The sequence below is a fragment of the Streptomyces sp. RLB3-17 genome (genome assembly GCF_007113425.2).
GTDB lineage: Bacteria > Actinomycetota > Actinomycetes > Streptomycetales > Streptomycetaceae > Streptomyces > Streptomyces mirabilis_D.
Map to the genome: position 1 here is coordinate 3870750 of NZ_CP041610.2, position 16003 is coordinate 3886752.

Here is a 16003-nt window from a genome sequence, read left to right on the forward strand (position 1 = left end):
GTCAGGCCTTTCGGGGGGTGGAGGGCGCGAGGGAGCGCAGGGATCGGTCGAGCAGGGTCACCGCCAGGAGCAGCGTGGCTCCGGCGAGCATGAAGAGGGCCAGGTCGTGCAGGCCCCCGGTGTCGGCGCCATGGGGGAAGACGGCCGCGTCGGCGGCGGAGGCGACCATCGCGCCGAGGTACATGAAGGTGCGCAGGAGGCCGGCCGCGGAGCCCATACGGGCGGGGTCGGCCTGCCGGTAGAGGGCGTTCTGGTTGGCGAGGCCGTTGAGGCCCTGCGGGATGCCCATGACGATCCCGATTGCGCCGAGCAGCCAGATCGCACTGCCGGAGTTCGCGCCCAACAGCGCGGCACACCCGGCGATCTGCACCAGACCGCCCACGACGAGCTTGCCCCGGATCGCCTCGCGGCGCCCGGTGACGGCGGAGACGGCCAGCGCGCTGAGCGACAGGGGCAGCAGTACGAGTCCGGCGGTGGCGGCGGACAGGTCCCGCCCCTCCTCCAGCCACTGCGTGAAGCCGTACAGGAACGCGTACGCCGTCGTGAAGCTGAGGAATTGACGCAGGAAGGTCGCCAGCATGGGGACGTTGCCGCCGAGCACCCGCAGATCGATGAACGGCTCCGCGACGCGAACCTCCCTCAGCGCGAAGGCCGTTGCCGCGCCGCCGGCGAGGACGAGGAGCCACCAGTGGTCGGCCCGCGGTTTCATCAGGAAGAACATGAGGGCGGCGAGCAGACCGGCGAACAGCGCCATGCCGAGCGGATCGACGCTCCGCCTCTCCCGCCGCCCGCCCGGACTCTTCGGCAGCCGCAGCACACCGAGAACCAGACAGGCCACCGACAGCGGCACGTTGACGAGGAAGATGGTGCGCCAGCCACCCACGCCGATCAGCAGTCCACCCAGGGTGGGGCCGACGACGGAGACGGTCTGGGCGGAGACGGCGAGCGCGGTCAGCACTCCGGCCGGGCTGTCCCGCCCGGTGCGCTCGGCCTCGCTGCGGGTGAGGCTCATCGAGGCGGGGTACGCGGCGGAGGTGCCGACTCCGAGCAGCACCCGGGCGGCGACCAGCGCGCCGAGGCTCGGAGCGAGGGCGCCGAGCAGTCCGGCGATCCCCACGAGCGCCGTCCCGATGAGATAGAGACGACGAGGTCCGTACGTGTCCACGAGCCGTCCGATGACGGGCTGCCCCACGGCGGTGGCCAGGTACAGCCCCGTGACCAGCCAGGCCGTCTGCGCGGGCGGTGCCCCGAGCGCGGCCCCGATCGGCACCAACGCCACCGCGATCATGGCGGAGTTGATGGGGTTCAGCACGGATCCGAGGACCATCGGGGCGATCAGCCGCCGGTCGAAGGAGTCCGCGGGGCGAGGGCGCGAGGGCCGGTCGGAGCGAGCGAGTCCGGATATCTTGGGCATCACGGCCGGGTGAGCCGGTCCAGTACGGCCATGGCCTCGATGACGGTCTGCCGCTCGGCCTCCGTGCAGCGGTCCTCGAAGGCCCGGGCCAGCCACTCCGCACGGGCCTGCCGGGTGCCCTCGATGCGCTCGCGCCCCGCGTCGGTGAGCGTGACGAGCTGCCGTCGGCCGTCCCCGGGGTCGGGGTTGCGCTCGATCAGCCCGTACTGGTCGAGCGCGGCGAGCGTGGCGGCCATCGACTGCGGGCGCACCCCCTCGGAGGCCGCGAGTCCACTGGCCGTCGCGGCGCCGCTCTTGCTCACCAGCGTGAGCGCGGACACCTGGGAGGGGGTGAGGTCCTGCGCCTCACCCTCCGTCTCGGCGACCTCCCGGATCCGCCGGCGCAGCCGGTTGAACGCGACCCGGAGATCCCGCGCGGCACGGGCGGCGGACCCGGAGACGCCGTCGACACCTTCGGTGTCATCCCTGCTGTCGTCCATGCCCCCACGCTAGGACCTTCAGTCCAGACTGTCCAGTTCGAACTGCACAGTCCAGGCTGAGCAAACTACTGGGCTGAGCAATGTCCGGTGATACGGGGAGCGAAGGGAACCGGAAAGAAATCCGCGGGCGCTTCCCACCCGTCCCGGGCAGGATGTGCCCCCGTGAACCACATCCTGTGCGGGCTCGCCGCCAACCCGGCCCTCCCCGCCGAGCTGGTCGACCGGCTGATCACGGTCGCCGACGACGAGATCGCCACGGAACTCGCCGCCCGCAAGGACCTCGGCCGCGCCCAGGCACTCGCGCTGGCCGCCCGCGACGAGGGCACCGCCGTACACCTCGCGTACGAGGGACGGCTGACGTCCGCCGACATCGATCCCGTGGCCCAGCCGAAGGCCGCGCTCGCCCTGCTCGACACGGGGGCCGGCCTCCCGGAGTGGGCGCGCCGCTTCGCGACGGATCCGGTCACCGAGCGCCGCGAGAAACTGGCCGCCTGCCCGGACCTTCCCCCCGATGTGACGGACACGCTCGCCGCCGACTCGGAGATCGCGGTGGTGGCCGAGCTCGCGCTGTGGACCACGCCGGACATGGCCGCCCGGCTCGCGCGACACCCGCATGCGGAGGTCCGCCGCGCGGTCGCGGCCAACGAGGCGACGCCACCAGCCGTACTGGAGATGATGCTGACCGGGGACGGGCTGCCTCCGGCGCGGCACTGCCTGGTCTGCGACCGTGAGCGGACTCCGGCCCCTCACGCTCGCCCACATCCGCACCCGCACCCGCACCCGGCCGACGACCTGCCGCCGGGCGCGTTCTGCACCGGTTCCCACGAGTCCACGGTGCACGACATGTGGCGGCAGGCACTGAGCAACCCGGCCACTCCCGCCCGCGCCGCCGCCGGCTTCGCCGGCCATTCCTCGGCGCTGCTGCGCTGGTCGCTCGCCGGCCGCTCCGATCTGCCCCCGGAGGTATGGGGACGGCTGGCCGACGATCCGCTGCCCGGCATACGGGGCGACCTCGCCGAGAACCCCGGGGTCGACGCCGCCCACCTGCGCGCGCTGGCCACCGACGTGAGCCCCGACGTACGGCGCAGCCTGGCCCACAATCCCCGCGTGCCACTGGATCTGCTCGCCTCCTTGGCGGGCACCGCCAAGATCGGCGCGACCCTGCTGCCACGGATCGCCGCCGCCACCCCTGCCGAGGTCGAGAGCCTGGCCAAGTCTCCCGACCCGGCCGTACGGATGCTTCTGGCCGCACGACGTGATCTGCCGCCCGGGACACGCGACGCGCTGGCCGCCGACACCGACGCGAAGGTGCTCAAGTCCATCGCCCCTCACCCCGGCCTCTCCGAGGCCCGGCTGCGCGACATGATCGACCGTCACGGAGTACGGGTGCTGGCCAGGGTGGCGACGAACCCGGACGCGTCGCCGTCCCTCCTGGAGCACGTGACGAGACACGACCCACCGGTCCCGAAGGCGTTCCGCGAGGTCGCTCGGCACCGCAACGCGACGGCGCCGGCCCTGCTCGCCTGCCTGACCGACCGACAGGCGCGACCGATCGCCGCCGCCCACCCGTCCCTGCCCGTACCGGTCGTCGTCGAACTGCTCGGCGACGCCGAGGGCCGCGTAGCGGAGGCGGCCGCGGCCAATCCGTCACTGCCGCCGGCCATGATGCTGGAGCTGACCCGTTGACCCCGCCGGGGCAAGGAACGGCTCCAGCAGACCGAGGAGCCGGTCCGGGCGGTGCAGCGGGATGATGTGCCCGCAGTTCTCGATGACGTGGCCGATCAAGTGGTCGGCCACCGGCCGCAGTTGTCGTTCGAGCGCGCTGCCCACGGGGTGGGCGCCGACGGCCATGGTGGGCACGGTCAGCCGGGCCGTACGGACGGCTTCCTGGATCTGCCGGGAGCTTTCGGGCAGGGCGCGATAGTACGAGAAGGCGCAGCGCAGGGCCCCGGTCCCGGTGTACGCGTGGACGAAGGCGTCACGGACGGCGGGGTCCACGCCCTGCCCGAGGGTGCCCGCGTCGAGGAACCAGTCGATGTACCGGTCCTCGTGCCCGGTCAGGACGGATTCCGCGAGGCCGGGTTTCGCGTGGTCGGATTCCGCAAGGCTGGATTCCGCGAGGCCCGGTTCCGAGTGGCCCGGTTCCGAGCCGCCGGATTCCGCGTGGAAGCCGAACCACCAGGGCGCGCCGTGGGCGAGGAACTCCTCGGCGCCCGGCAGCCTGCCCACCAGCGACTCCATGACGACGAGTCGCCGGACGAGGTCGGGGCGGCGCATCGCGAGCAGGAACGCCGGCGGGGTGCCCGCGTCGATGCCGACCACGGCGGCCGAGGTCTCTCCGAGGGCGTCGAGGAGGGCTTCGGCGTCGGCCGCGAGCGTACCGGCGTCGTAGCCGCCCGCCGTGCGCGCGCTCGCGCCGCATCCGCGCAGGTCCGGTGCGATGACTCGGTACCGCCCGGCGAGCCCGTCCAGGACGTGGGTCCACAGCTGCCAGGTGTGCGGAAAGCCATGGAGCAGCAGTACGGCCGGGCCCTCGCCGGCCAGGGCCACGTTGAGTTCGACGCCGTTGGCTTCGACCTGCCGGAGTGCGACGGACATGAGACCTCCAGGTGGGGGGTGGGGTGGCGAGGTGGTTACCAATGGTGACAACCAAACGCTAGGTGACTAACCTGGAGACGCCAAGACCGCACTTCCACGACAGGTAGTGAGCCCCAGGTGACCCCCTCATGACCCCTTCTCCACCACAGCCCCGCGACGGGAACCGCGGGGATCTGTTCGATCCGCAGTGCCCGACCCGTCGCCTGCTCGACCGGATCGGTACGAAGTGGATGTCGATGGCCGTCAAAGTGCTGGCGGAGGCGTCCCCTGAGGAGGTGCGCTTCGCGGAACTGCGGCGCAGGATGCCCGGGGTCTCACAGAAGATGCTGTCGGTCACCCTCCAGGGCATGACCCGCGACGGCCTGGTCGACCGCAGGGTGGAACCGTCGGTGCCGCCGCGCGTGCACTACCGGCTCACTCCGCTCGGCCTGTCGCTGGAGGGTCCGCTGGCCATGGTCAGGGCCTGGGCCGAGGAGCACATGGCCGAGGTGGACCGAGCCAACGCGCGCAGCCGCGAACTCGCCGACGACGACTGACGGTTCGGGCCGCCGCGACAGGAAGCCGTCCGCCGCGGACGCCCCACCCGTTCGCGTGAAGTCCCCGAAGGAACTCGCACCTCAAATTCGAACAGGCGTACCATTGCCGCGTGGCTGCGACCTATGACTTCCCGAGTGACCTCCTGGCAGGCCAGGAGGAGCTGCATCAGGTCCGGGCGGAGCTCCTGGCCCTGCTCAAGAGGCTCCCCTGGTCGGTGGAGCCCCTGGACGGCTTCAGCGACGACAAGGGCTGGCGCAAGGTGGAACGCCCCGCCTCCCCCGGCTGGACACCCGACGAACAGGCCGAGGTCGAGAAGCTCCGCCAACGCGAACGAGAACTCGCCGTCTTCGTCACCTGCCACCGCTTCTGGTCGGAGGTCGCCCCACCGGACACGGTGGACGCCCGCGCGAAGCTGAAGCACGCCCACGAAGGCCCGCCACAAACGTCGTAATTCCATGTCGCTCCGGGTACGCGGGAGCCCCCGCGCGGCAACAATGAGTCACCGGCGTCGACGCGGAGGTACTCATGCCCATGCTCCTCATCGAAGGCGACTACCGGATCCTGAACGCGAAACCGGACGGCGACACCGTCCGCTTCGACCCGCACGACGCGGCCTTCTGGTACGAGATCCCCGGCACGCACAAGATCGACAAGACTCACCGGAACAGCCGTGGCGGCGCCAACCTGCGGCTCGACGCGATCGACGCGCTGGAGACCCACTATCTGGGCGCGGGCCCGCACGAGGTGCACCAGCCGCTGGACCTCGCCCACGCCGCCCGGGACGAGCTGCTGAGCTGGCTCGGTTTCACCACCGTCCAGCACGCGGGCGAGAAGGTCACCGCCAGTACCCCGGAGAGCGTGCCCGGTTTCATCCTGGCGAGCGCGATCGACGTACACAGCCGCTGTGTCGCGCTGGCCGGTCGCGGCGCACCACCCGCGGGCAAGAAGAGCGGCGACTGGATCACCGTGGACGTGCCGCTGCTCCGCACCACCGCCAACCACCACCTGCTCGAGCTCGGCCTGGTCTTCCCGACCTTCTACTCGAACCTCTTCCCCGACCTGCGCACCGAGCTGACCGCGGTGTCCCAGCAGGCGAGGTCGGCGGGCCTCGGCGTATGGGCCAAGGACACGACGACCACCGGGGCGGCGATCACCGGCCTGTCCTCCCTCACGGACGACCTGGTGCTGCTCCCGAAGCTCTTCCGCCGCCTCGCGGACCACCTGCGCTTCGCGCCCGACACCTCGCTGGACTGCTTCCCCAGCTACCTCTTCGGCGGCGCCGACCGATTCCGCATCCTCTCCCAGGGCCCCACCGCCAAGACCCTCACCGGCCTGCACCACGTGGTCGAGGTCAACGGCGGGACGGTACGCATGACCCACCCCATCGAGGACCTGGTCTTCGCCGAGGAATGACGGGGCCGGACGTCCGACCCTCAGAACTCTCGACCGTCAGAACTCTCCACTGTCAGAGCTCTCGACCATCAGGGCTTAAGAAGTCCGCCCACCCACCAGTCACGCGGTTCACCCCTGACCACGGTGCGACGGCGCAGGGTTCCCTCGACGGTGAAGCCGAGCTTCTCGGCGAGTGCGCGGGAGGGCACGTTCCCGACCATCGCCCACCACTCGATCCGGTGTGCCCCGAGTACGGCGAAACCCCAGTCGCACAGGACCCGGGCCGCTTCCGCGGAGTACCCCCGGCCGCGCTGCTCCTTGGCCGCCCAGTAGCCGAGTTCGTAGACCCCCTCGGAGAGCCTCGTCAGACAGAACGAACCGACCAGCGCACCGTTGTCCGACCGGAAGGCACCCAGGATGTGGTCGCGATCCCCGGCCCAGCCCTGGGGCGCGGTCTCCCCGACGTACTTCTCGGCATCCTCACGCCGAAACGGTGACGGCGCCGGCGTGTAGTACTGGATGTCCTCGTCCTGACAGGCCGCGTACACCGCGTCCGCGTCGGAGGGGCCGAAGGGCCTGAGCAGAAGTCGCGCGGTCTCCAGAGTCACGGGATCCATGGCCGCAGTATGGCCAGCACCCACAAGCGCAACCACCGAATTTCCGGCGTCCTCGGGTCCCGCGACGGCCTGCCCGGCACGGTCCTGATCCAGCGGCGGAGCACCAGGCCGGCCTGGGCCTCGGATCTCCATCGCGCAATCCAAAGGCACGGCAAAATGCGCGATTATGGATGAACAGGCCGTTTTGGAATGGGCCAGGGAGCCGCAGATGGACACCTCGGACGAACTCCTTCAAGGGGCTGACCCGGCGGCTCTTCTGACCCCGGACGGTGCTGTCCTCGGCGTCAACACCGCGATGGCCACAGCACTGGGCAGGTCTGCGGAGGAGTGCCTGGGACGTGACTTCGGTGATCTGTGGCCCGCAGGCCAGCAAATGTCGGCCGAGAGCCTCGTGGCCCACGCCGCCAAGACGAAGGCCGTCGCGATGCGGGTGCTGGACTTCCCCGCGCGAGACGGAGCACCCGTCGCCAGCTTGATCGAGGCGCGGTCGGTCAAGGATCCCACCGGTGACGAGCAGTTGGTCTGGGTGCACTCACTGGATGCGCGGAACGACCTGACCAGCCTGTTGATCCCGTTCCGGATGGCCACCACGGCCGCCCACCTCGGCCTGTGGATGTATTCACCCCATGACCACCAGATGGAGTGGCTCGGTGGCGCACCCGCCGTGGCCGCGCTCTTCCCTGATCCCGCTACGTCGCTTTCCAGAGTGGTGTCGGCAGTGCACCCTGACGACCGGGAGGCCTTGCGGCAGCTCCTGCGCTCGGCGTCCGCCCAGGAGTCCCCCTGGGTGAGGGTGCGGTACCTCCCCCAGCACGAGGGCTGGCACCAACTGGCCGCCCAGACCCGTCGGATCCAGTTGGGATACGGCGGCCCCGAGCGGATCTTCGGGCTGGTCCGCGACGACACCAAGCAGGAGAAGCGCAAGGAGGCGGCGCAGGCCGCACTGATCGCCGAGCGACAGCGGGCCAAAGACATCGCCGACTTCTCTTCCGGCTTGATCACCGCGGCCACGGAGCAGGAGCTGCAGCAGGTCGCCCTCACCCGGCTCGCCGCAACCTTCGGCGCCAGCGGCGCCCTGCTCGCACTCGTCGACGAAGGCCGCCTGCGCGTCTCCACCGATGCCGGGATAGCCATGTGGGAGGCCGACGTCCTGCACGGCCTGCCGCTGGACCACCCGAGCGCCCTGCCCGAGTCGATCCGCACCGGCAAGCCGCAGTTCATCCCCGACCGGAAGGACTACATCCACCGCTGGCCCCACGGGGCTGAATTTCCGCGGCTCGGCCTCCTCGGCTCCGACTACGCCACCTCGATCACCCCCCTCAGCGAGGCAGGCAATCAACCGCTCGGGGCGTGGCTGGTGACCTACCACAGCGGACACCGGCCGTCCCTGGACGAGCGGATCCTCATGGGTACGCTGGCCGACCTGGCGGGCCAGGCACTGAGGCGCATCAGGTTGCAGCAGGCACGAGTCGAGCTGGCCACGGCGCTGCAGAAGACCATGCTCCCCAGGCTGCCCGAGCATCTCGCGGGCCTGGAGGTCGCCGCCCGCTACCGGCCGAGCCGGGACGGGCTGGACATCGGCGGAGACTGGTACGACGCCTTCGAGATGCCCGACGGCGCGGTCGCCCTGGAGATCGGCGATGTCCAGGGGCATGACGTGGACGCCGCCGCCCTCATGGGACAGGTGCGCTTGTCCATGCGCGCGATCGCCGCCCAGGAACGGAATCCGGGGACCGTACTGATGCGCACCAACGAGCTGCTGACGACGATGGTTCCCCCACGATTCGCCAGCTGCACCATGCTGCATTTCGACCCACGCGACGGACAGGTCATCGGCACCAGCGCCGGCCACGTGCCGTTGCTGTGCGCGCGCAAGGACGGCAGCCACAGCATCCGCGAGCTGCCGGGCGGCCCGGTCCTGGGAGTCGTGCCCGACACCGAGTACGGCGAGGAGACCTTCACCCTGGACGAGGACAGCGCGCTCGTCATGGTCACGGACGGTGTGGTCGAAGGACCGGGCCTCACGTTGGACGCCGGACTGGAGCGAGCCGGAACACTGGCCGGCGCGGCCCTCCATGACGGACTGAACGCCGAGCAGATCGCCGACCGCGTCCTCGACGCCGCGGTCGCGGTGGACCACCTCGACGACGTGGCCGTGCTGGTCATCCGACGCACATGACGATCACGAGGCCGGCTTCACGACGTGTTGGCGACCGCCTCGCGCGGTTCGCTCTCCGGCCGGCGAGACGGCGGAACCGCCGCTGTTCGCCCGCCGGGCGGCCCCTGCGGCAGCCACCGCTGCGGCGTGTGCCGCCGCCACCACTTCTCCGCGGGCTCCTCCACCGCGGAGTACAACGCCCAGGCCAGCACGGTGACGACCACGCACATGCCGACCAGCGCGAACAGCGTGCCGTTGTTGTCGGGCATGCGGCCCCACTGGTAGATGGCCAGCCGGCTGATCGAGTGGTGCAGGAGGTAGAAGCAGTACGACCACAGGCCGAGCTGGACCATCAGCTTGGCGTTGAGTACGCCGCGCAGTCCGCGGACCTCGCGCTGGACGCAGGCGAGAATGATCAGTGCGGCCAGGACCGCGACCACCGGCCGCACCAGATAGTCGAGCTGCGCGGCGGCCCCCGCCGGCAACCCGGCCTGGCCCTCGTAGTAGCAGTAGACCCAGGCCGCCAACAGCACCACCGGCAGCGAGGGGTGCAGCGGCAGCCGCCAGCCGCGTTTGACCGCGAGCGCGACCGTCATGCCGAGCAGGAACTCCGGCAGGTAGACCACGGGGTGGCGCATCACCCAGGCCGCGTGGGCGGGCGAGTAGTGGGTGGTGGCGAACCAGTCCACGGCCCACATTCCCACCAGTCCGCCTGCCGTGACCGCCCCGAGCCAGCGGGTGCGCAGCCTGACCGCGATCCGGGCCAGCAGCGGGAAGAGGGCGTAGAAGAGCAGCTCGACGCTGAGCGTCCAGGTCACCTCGTTCCCGGGGAGGGCCGGGGTGACGTTCGGGGACCAGGTCTGCACCAGGAAGGCGGAGGAGATCAGGCTGGGCCAGCTGATCGCGAGGTGCGCCGCCGTGTAGTACGCGTAGGTGCCCAGCAGCAGGGCGACCAGGTGGGCGGGCCATATCCGGCCTACGCGGCGCCAGTAGAAGGCGCCTGGGTGCTCGTTCGGTTTGAAGACCCAGATCATCAGGAAACCGGACAGAACGAAGAAGAGGCTGACGCCGTTTCCGCCGAACTGCGCGTAGGGGAAGATCAACGGCGCCCGTCCCAGCCCGGTCTTGCCGCCGCTCCCGGTGAAGTGGGTGGTGAAGACAGCGAAGGCCGCGAAGAAGCGCAGGCTCGTGAGGGAGTCGAGGCGTTTGGGGAGGGGTGTCACCACTGCCCGTATGCCTGGCAAAGACATGGGGTTTCGCCGTAGCCCTTCGGGGGTCCGCCAGTAACCGACGCACTATACGACCGCCGAAGTAAGGCTAGGTAAGAAACAGACTTCGACAGACAGCGATAGGGCGTCGTGTCTTCCCCTTACCGGGTTGAGCCAGTTGACACCCGAGCGGCCGTACCTTTCCGTGCCCGAGGTGTACCGGCTCGCCGACGCCGTTCCACTTCACGGCAGAGGCGTGCCCACGTGCGGGGCTGCGGCCGACTCGCTGCCATCGGCACGTCACGGCCCGTTAGTCGCTCAGCTTGACGTATTAATGCCGCAGGTCACCCCGCTCCAGCTGAAATGTGGTCATTCGTGTGGTGGAGTGCGGCGCGCGTCGGCTTGTGTGAACAGGCCGCGCCCGATTGTCTGCGTCACGTCAGCCAGCATGTCCGCTGTCAGCCAGGATGTCCGCTGGCGGGCGGCTACTTCGGGAGTTACCGTGCGCGCACGAAGCCTATCTGTCGCGGCCGCAGCCGCTGCTCTCGTCCTGATCCAGCCGGGCCCCGCCGTCGCGGCGGACGACCCCAGCACCACAGTCACGTACACCGTCACGTCCGGCGCATTGACGCTGTCGGTACCGGCCAGCGCCGCCCTCGGCTCGGGAGCGCCCGGCACCCAGATCAGCGCGCCGATCGGCCCCGTGACCGTGACCGACGATCGCGCCCTCCTCTCGGCCTCCTGGACGGCGACCGCGGCGGAGACGGACTTCACGAGCGGTGCGTCGACGATCCCCGCCACCAGAGCTACCTACACGACCGGGACGGTAACGACGACCGGCACCATTACCGCCACTCCAACGAGCGTGACGCTGAGCAACTCCGGGCAGACGGTGGTCACCGGGAGCGCCGGTGTCGGAGACAACACCGCGACCTGGAACCCGACAGTCACCGTCAGCGTGCCCGCCGGCGCCATCGGCGGGGCCTACACCGGAACGCTGACCCAATCCGTTGCCTGACGGAATGAAGGGTGCGCGCCGGTACTGGGTTCTGCTGCTGGTGCTGGCCTTCGTACAGGCGGCCGGGGTGATGCCGGCGGCGGGGCACGGGGCGCCCGGGGTGTCCTCCCCCCAGGACCCGGCTGCGGGCAGGATCATCAGTATCAAGCTGCTCGACGCTCCGGAAAGCCGCCGTGTCGATCCCAGGGCGCAGGCCTACATCGTCGACCACGTCGCGCCCGGCTCGACCATCGAGCGGCGGGTGGAGGTCACCAACGAGTCGTCCACACCGATGCACGTCAACGTCTACGCCGCGGCGGCCACCATCGCGAAGGGTGAGTTCACCTTCGCGCCGGAGCGCACCTCCAACGAGCTGACCGGCTGGACGTCACTCGATACGGCGGACCTTGAGCTGGCGGCCTCCGAAACGGCGCGAGTACGCACCACCATCCGGGTGCCCAGGGACGCCGCCGCCGGGGAGCGATACGGTGTCATCTGGGCGCAGACGGGCACCGCCACGGACCGCACGCACAATGTGGCGATGCTGGGCCGGGTGGGCGTCCGCATGTACATCGACGTCGGTCCCGGTGGTGAGCCACCCTCGGACTTCAAGATCGAGCGGCTCTATCCGACCCGAGCCCGCGACGGGCGGGGGGAGGTTCGCGCCCGGATCCACAACACGGGGGGCCGCGCCCTGGACATCAGCGGGGCACTCTCCCTCTTCGATGGGTCTGCCGGACTGCGCGCTGGACCGTTCTCGGCCAAGACGGGCACCACACTGGCTCCGGGCGACCTTGCGGAGGCGGTCGTCCCGCTGGACGCACGGCTGCCGGACGGCCCGTGGACCGCGAAGCTCACGCTCAAAAGCGGCCTGGTCGAGCACACCACGCGCGCCACCATCACCTTCCCGACGACTCCCGGTAGCGCCGGAGCGGTCGCCGCGTCGGTCGCCCAGCAAGGACACTTCCCCACCCCTGTGGTCGCCGGGCTTTCAGCCCTCGTCCTCACCGCTCTGTGCCTTCTGCTCTCCACGTTCCTCCGGCGCCGCCGGTGACCACTCCGACGGAGCCCCCGCTGTGTTGGTCGAGTCTCGTGTGCTCGCCGCGATCACCGTCGTGTCGTATCCGCGAGCCGACTCGCGGAAGCGTAAAGTGATATTTATGTCACGATGAGTAGCTATGGCTTGTTATCGACGGTTTGGAAGCGGAGATGTCGGTGTTCAGGCATGGGAGAGGGCGGGCTGAAGCAAGCCGCGGCACGGGAGGTACGGGCGGCATGTTCCGACTGTGGCTGAGGGTGTGGCCCCGCAAGCCGGGGGCGGTCGTGACAGTCGGGCTGGCCGTCCTGGCGATCGTCCTGGCCACAGCCTGGACCGCCACGGTTCAGCGCGCCTACGTCGCCCAGGCCAACGACAGGACGGTGCCGGTGAACGACACCTTCACCACCACCGGCCTCACCGAACCCAGTGGCACCGCCACCACTGACCCCAGCGGCACCGACAGCACCGACAGCACCGGCAGTACCGGCCTCACATTTACGGTCATCCCAGTCGGCCACCCCTCCCTGACCATCGCCAAGAGTCACGCGGGCACCTTCACCCGGGGCGAGGACGGCGTTTACACCATCACTGTGGGTAACGTCACCGCAGTCGGCCCGACCAACGGCACCAAGGTCACCGTCCACGACATCCTCCCCACAGGTCTACGGGCCGACAGGATCACCGGCAGGGGATGGCACTGCACTCCGGCCACCCTCACCTGCACCCGCAGCGACGTCTTGCCTGCCGGGCACAGCTACCCGCCCGTCACCCTGAAGGTCGACGTCTCCTGCAACGCCCGTGCACGGGTCACCAACACCGCCACCGTCACTGGAGGCGGTGACACCACCACTCACACCGCCACCGACACCACCACGATCGAGCACCACGGGCACGACGGCGACGGGCACGACGGCCACGACGGACGTCATGACCACTGCGATCGCCACGACCAATGACAACCTGGATCGGCTGCTCAGGAGGCGCACCGGTCGTCAGTGACCGTGCTCGTTGATGTCAGCCGTGGATGTCAAAGGCCCCGGACCATGATCGGTCCGGGGCCTTGCCCTTGTACCCAGCCAGCCACGACGGCGGGTGCTCCGACCGACCAGGCGCGCGTTGCCTGGCTGCTCCCCACCGGCCTCAGCCACGCTTACCCTGCCGTCGATCAGAGCAAGCCGCGAGCTCGGTTCACTGGACGTCGGCCAGCCAGCGCAGCGCGCTGAGGCTCGGCAGGAAGAAGTACTCTCCGCCGCGGGTGGTGACAAAACGCTCTACGCCGTGCAGGCGGCGCCGGATGGGGTGCTGCGGGATCGTGAAGATGCCCGTGCCGTCGTTGTCGCCCGTGAGCAGGTCCTTCTCCTGGTCGAGGCCGGTGAAATGGCCGTCGTTCAACCATTGCGACTTCACGAATTCAAACTGACGGTCAAGGTGCGAGCCGATGAAGACGAAGACGATGCCACGGTCGGCGCCGTCGTCGTCCAGGATGCCGGCCGGAAGCGGGGGACCGTAGTTGGTGCCCCGTCGGATCATGTGGTGCAGGCGGACGTCACCGATGATCTCTGAGTCGCGCGGGTTGGCTCGCCTGGCGTGGGCGCCGTGGGGGCAGATCGCGCCATGCGGATCGGACTCGTAGCGGAAGCCGTTGTTGCGCTGGGCGTCCGCTCCCAGGGCCGGGTCGTCGTGCTCGGGCGCCAGGATCAGCGGGGCGCCGCTCTGCCAGCGGCCCACGATCTTGGCGGCGAGCAGCGACTCCTCCTCCGGGCTGCCGGAGTTGTCGTGGAGATAGCGGCGGAAGGCCGCGACGCGCGTGTGCAGCTTCCGCCAGGCCACGAAGGTGCCGTTGCGGCCCAGCTCGGCCGGCTGCGGCATCGGCGGCAGGTTTCCCGTCTCGTCGCGATAGCCGAGCACGAATTCGCCTGCCTTGAGCACGGAACCGTCACCGGGCGGACTCTCGGCACCGCTGCCTTCGATCGCGGGGTTGCCGATGCCGTCCTTGTAGCCGAAGCTGGTACGCCCGCTGGACAGCTGGTAGAAGTCCTGCCGATGGACAACCTGAAGACCGCGAAGCTGCGCGTGGGCCTTGCGCGCACGTTCGAGGACGACCGCCAATGACTCCTGGTCGGCAGCCAGGAGGGACAGCACGACATGTACCTGGCCGGTACCGAAGGGCGGCTCCCAGCGGGCGGGCGCGCTCTCCCCGGTGTCACCGATGAACTCGGCACGCGCCGCCATGCCCTGCCGAAACTCCTCGGGGAAGGTGCCCAGGGCGACCGGTGAGACCTGGAGCGCTTCGAGCCCCCGGTACGTCAGTCCGGCGTTGAGGAGCGCGGGCAGGTCCGGTTGCCACCAGTTCGCAGCGGAGTCGACCAGCTCGGCCAGACGCCCCATCAACTCGCGCCCGGCGCCGGGATCGTCCACACGCAACAGGATGTAGGTGCCGACGTACGGTGACGGCCGGTCACGCAGCACGATGCCCTGAATCTCGTCCAGCTGCAGCGGCGCTGCTTCAGTCGCTGTCATGACGTCCTTCCGGTCGACTATCGGCGACTTTGTACCAATTGCCGCTACTTTCGGTGCTGTCCGACACGGCACATCGCGCGATTGACGAGCGCCTGAGCGCGCGGGGTCGCTCGGAGCGCGAGGTTCCACCGCGCGAGCCGAAGCGCTCGCTGGGGATCGCCGCCGACGGTCAGCCAGAACTCCGCCGCGTGATCGGCGTACGCCTCGGGGTGGCGCGCCATCAACTCCTCGTAGCGTGCGGCAGCGTGGGCACGCCAGAACCGAGCTTCCGTCGATGCCTCGCACCTGCCCAGGAGGCGGGCAAGCCGGGTCGCGTAGTCGGGATCGTCACTGGCGAGGGCCAATCGGCGCAGGCGCTCTATCGCTACGGCCACCCTGCCTTCGGCGGCATCGGCCTCAGCGAGGTGGCCATGCGCCGGCACGTAGGACGGCAGTCGGCGAGTGGCCGACTCCAGCCAGACGCGCGCGCTCACCAGTCCACCCTGGGCCAGCCACATCTGCCCGCACTGGAATTCGAGGACCGCCGGCGGAAAGGGACTGACCCCGCGGAAGACGCGTCTCGCTGCCAAAAACCACGACTCGGCCTCGTCCACCTCGCCGCTCTCGGCCCGACAGCGGGCCATGGCGCCGAGGGTCCAGAAGTCCTGCTGCATCGACAGCCCCTGTCGATGCAGCGCAAGCGCCTCGTCGTACCGCCCGACCGCCTGACAGACGGCGGCTCGCTCCCGGTCCACGCTGCGCCGATCGAGCCCCAGCGCAGCCGCCGCGTCCAGATCATCCAGCGCCGCCGCGAATCGATGGAAGAGGCCCGCCAGCCTGGCACGCGCCACAAACGAGCGAGGATCACACGGCACCTGGTCGACGAACGTCTCGGCCAGCGATGCCGCGCGCTCGGCCTCGTCGATGCGGCCCCGTACATGCCCGCGCAGGGCGGTCAGCTCCACCAACTCGCCCCAGCCGTCGGCAGTGAGTCGTCCCCGTGTCGCCTGCGCCGTCAGACCTTCGATGCGCGCGTCGAGGTTGCCCATGGCGATGATGCCGGCT

The 16003-nt window shown here is 70.0% G+C and carries 15 protein-coding genes; 8 read left to right on the forward strand and 7 right to left on the reverse strand.

The window, feature by feature from the left end; all coding sequences use genetic code 11:
- Position 1: 1 nt before the first annotated feature.
- The gene (locus tag FNV62_RS17910) at positions 2–1414 is read right to left on the reverse strand and encodes an MFS transporter (protein WP_186003082.1); all 1413 of its coding nucleotides are present in this window, start codon (positions 1412–1414) and stop codon (positions 2–4) included.
- Positions 1414–1893 (reverse strand): MarR family winged helix-turn-helix transcriptional regulator, encoded by a 480-nt coding sequence (locus FNV62_RS17915; RefSeq protein WP_060896074.1) that lies wholly within the window; start codon positions 1891–1893, stop codon positions 1414–1416. Before FNV62_RS17915 ends, FNV62_RS17910 begins: the two co-directional genes overlap by 1 nt.
- Positions 1894–2055: 162 nt before the next feature.
- Here FNV62_RS17915 and FNV62_RS17920 point away from each other — a divergent pair, with 162 nt between their 5' ends.
- Positions 2056–3579 (forward strand): hypothetical protein, encoded by a 1524-nt coding sequence (locus FNV62_RS17920; RefSeq protein WP_144315395.1) that lies wholly within the window; start codon positions 2056–2058, stop codon positions 3577–3579.
- On the opposite strand, the gene FNV62_RS17925 is transcribed toward FNV62_RS17920, so the two are convergent.
- Positions 3541–4491, reverse strand: coding sequence for an alpha/beta fold hydrolase (locus FNV62_RS17925; protein WP_144315396.1), 951 nt, complete (start codon positions 4489–4491; stop codon positions 3541–3543). The two genes, FNV62_RS17920 and FNV62_RS17925, sit on opposite strands and share 39 nt — an antisense overlap.
- Positions 4492–4619: 128 nt before the next feature.
- Here FNV62_RS17925 and FNV62_RS17930 point away from each other — a divergent pair, with 128 nt between their 5' ends.
- From FNV62_RS17930 to FNV62_RS17940, 3 genes are all read left to right on the forward strand, one after another.
- Positions 4620–5027 carry a winged helix-turn-helix transcriptional regulator gene (locus tag FNV62_RS17930; RefSeq protein WP_097284503.1) on the forward strand — a complete coding sequence of 136 codons (408 nt, stop codon included), beginning with the start codon at positions 4620–4622 and terminating at the stop codon, positions 5025–5027.
- Between the two features lie 110 nt (positions 5028–5137).
- Complete coding sequence (locus FNV62_RS17935; RefSeq protein ID WP_054230980.1) at positions 5138–5479, forward strand: hypothetical protein; 342 nt, start codon at positions 5138–5140, stop codon at positions 5477–5479.
- Between the two features lie 74 nt (positions 5480–5553).
- The gene (locus tag FNV62_RS17940; protein WP_097284505.1) at positions 5554–6441 is read left to right on the forward strand and encodes a nuclease; all 888 of its coding nucleotides are present in this window, start codon (positions 5554–5556) and stop codon (positions 6439–6441) included.
- Between the two features lie 68 nt (positions 6442–6509).
- Here FNV62_RS17940 and FNV62_RS17945 read toward each other — a convergent pair whose 3' ends face one another.
- Positions 6510–7037: a GNAT family N-acetyltransferase gene (locus FNV62_RS17945; protein WP_060896069.1), complete on the reverse strand. Its 528-nt coding sequence runs from the start codon at positions 7035–7037 to the stop codon at positions 6510–6512.
- 208 nt (positions 7038–7245) lie between these two features.
- Between FNV62_RS17945 and FNV62_RS17950 the strand changes: the two genes are divergently transcribed.
- Positions 7246–9216, forward strand: a complete 1971-nt coding sequence (locus FNV62_RS17950; protein ID WP_164657631.1) for a SpoIIE family protein phosphatase — start codon at positions 7246–7248, stop codon at positions 9214–9216.
- Between the two features lie 17 nt (positions 9217–9233).
- Here FNV62_RS17950 and FNV62_RS17955 read toward each other — a convergent pair whose 3' ends face one another.
- Positions 9234–10418 (reverse strand): acyltransferase family protein, encoded by a 1185-nt coding sequence (locus FNV62_RS17955; RefSeq protein ID WP_164331698.1) that lies wholly within the window; start codon positions 10416–10418, stop codon positions 9234–9236.
- A gap of 487 nt (positions 10419–10905) precedes the next feature.
- Between FNV62_RS17955 and FNV62_RS17960 the strand changes: the two genes are divergently transcribed.
- From FNV62_RS17960 to FNV62_RS17970, 3 genes are all read left to right on the forward strand, one after another.
- Positions 10906–11421, forward strand: a complete 516-nt coding sequence (locus tag FNV62_RS17960) for a hypothetical protein (RefSeq protein WP_205523153.1) — start codon at positions 10906–10908, stop codon at positions 11419–11421.
- Between the two features lie 4 nt (positions 11422–11425).
- Entirely contained in the window at positions 11426–12454 is a 1029-nt protein-coding gene (locus FNV62_RS17965) for a peptidase (protein ID WP_205522250.1), read from the forward strand.
- Between the two features lie 221 nt (positions 12455–12675).
- Positions 12676–13395, forward strand: a complete 720-nt coding sequence (locus FNV62_RS17970; protein WP_144315399.1) for a DUF11 domain-containing protein — start codon at positions 12676–12678, stop codon at positions 13393–13395.
- A 232-nt stretch (positions 13396–13627) separates the two neighbouring features.
- On the opposite strand, the gene FNV62_RS17975 is transcribed toward FNV62_RS17970, so the two are convergent.
- Positions 13628–14959: a Dyp-type peroxidase gene (locus FNV62_RS17975; RefSeq protein ID WP_143601505.1), complete on the reverse strand. Its 1332-nt coding sequence runs from the start codon at positions 14957–14959 to the stop codon at positions 13628–13630.
- Between the two features lie 44 nt (positions 14960–15003).
- Positions 15004–15987 carry a tetratricopeptide repeat protein gene (locus FNV62_RS17980; RefSeq protein WP_144315400.1) on the reverse strand — a complete coding sequence of 328 codons (984 nt, stop codon included), beginning with the start codon at positions 15985–15987 and terminating at the stop codon, positions 15004–15006.
- Between the last annotated feature and the right edge of the window lie 16 nt (positions 15988–16003).

What these genes read in the sequence shown, in the direction of transcription:
- FNV62_RS17910 (WP_186003082.1), bottom strand. Translation starts at nt 1,414, where the DNA reads ATGCCCAAGATATCCGGACTCGCTCGCTCCGACCGGCCCTCGCGCCCT.
- FNV62_RS17915 (WP_060896074.1), bottom strand. Translation starts at nt 1,893, where the DNA reads ATGGACGACAGCAGGGATGACACCGAAGGTGTCGACGGCGTCTCCGGG.
- FNV62_RS17925 (WP_144315396.1), bottom strand. Translation starts at nt 4,491, where the DNA reads ATGTCCGTCGCACTCCGGCAGGTCGAAGCCAACGGCGTCGAACTCAAC.
- FNV62_RS17930 (WP_097284503.1), top strand. Translation starts at nt 4,620, where the DNA reads ATGACCCCTTCTCCACCACAGCCCCGCGACGGGAACCGCGGGGATCTG.
- FNV62_RS17940 (WP_097284505.1), top strand. Translation starts at nt 5,554, where the DNA reads ATGCCCATGCTCCTCATCGAAGGCGACTACCGGATCCTGAACGCGAAA.
- FNV62_RS17945 (WP_060896069.1), bottom strand. Translation starts at nt 7,037, where the DNA reads ATGGATCCCGTGACTCTGGAGACCGCGCGACTTCTGCTCAGGCCCTTC.
- FNV62_RS17950 (WP_164657631.1), top strand. Translation starts at nt 7,246, where the DNA reads ATGGACACCTCGGACGAACTCCTTCAAGGGGCTGACCCGGCGGCTCTT.
- FNV62_RS17965 (WP_205522250.1), top strand. Translation starts at nt 11,426, where the DNA reads ATGAAGGGTGCGCGCCGGTACTGGGTTCTGCTGCTGGTGCTGGCCTTC.
- FNV62_RS17970 (WP_144315399.1), top strand. Translation starts at nt 12,676, where the DNA reads ATGTTCCGACTGTGGCTGAGGGTGTGGCCCCGCAAGCCGGGGGCGGTC.
- FNV62_RS17975 (WP_143601505.1), bottom strand. Translation starts at nt 14,959, where the DNA reads ATGACAGCGACTGAAGCAGCGCCGCTGCAGCTGGACGAGATTCAGGGC.
- FNV62_RS17980 (WP_144315400.1), bottom strand. Translation starts at nt 15,987, where the DNA reads ATGGGCAACCTCGACGCGCGCATCGAAGGTCTGACGGCGCAGGCGACA.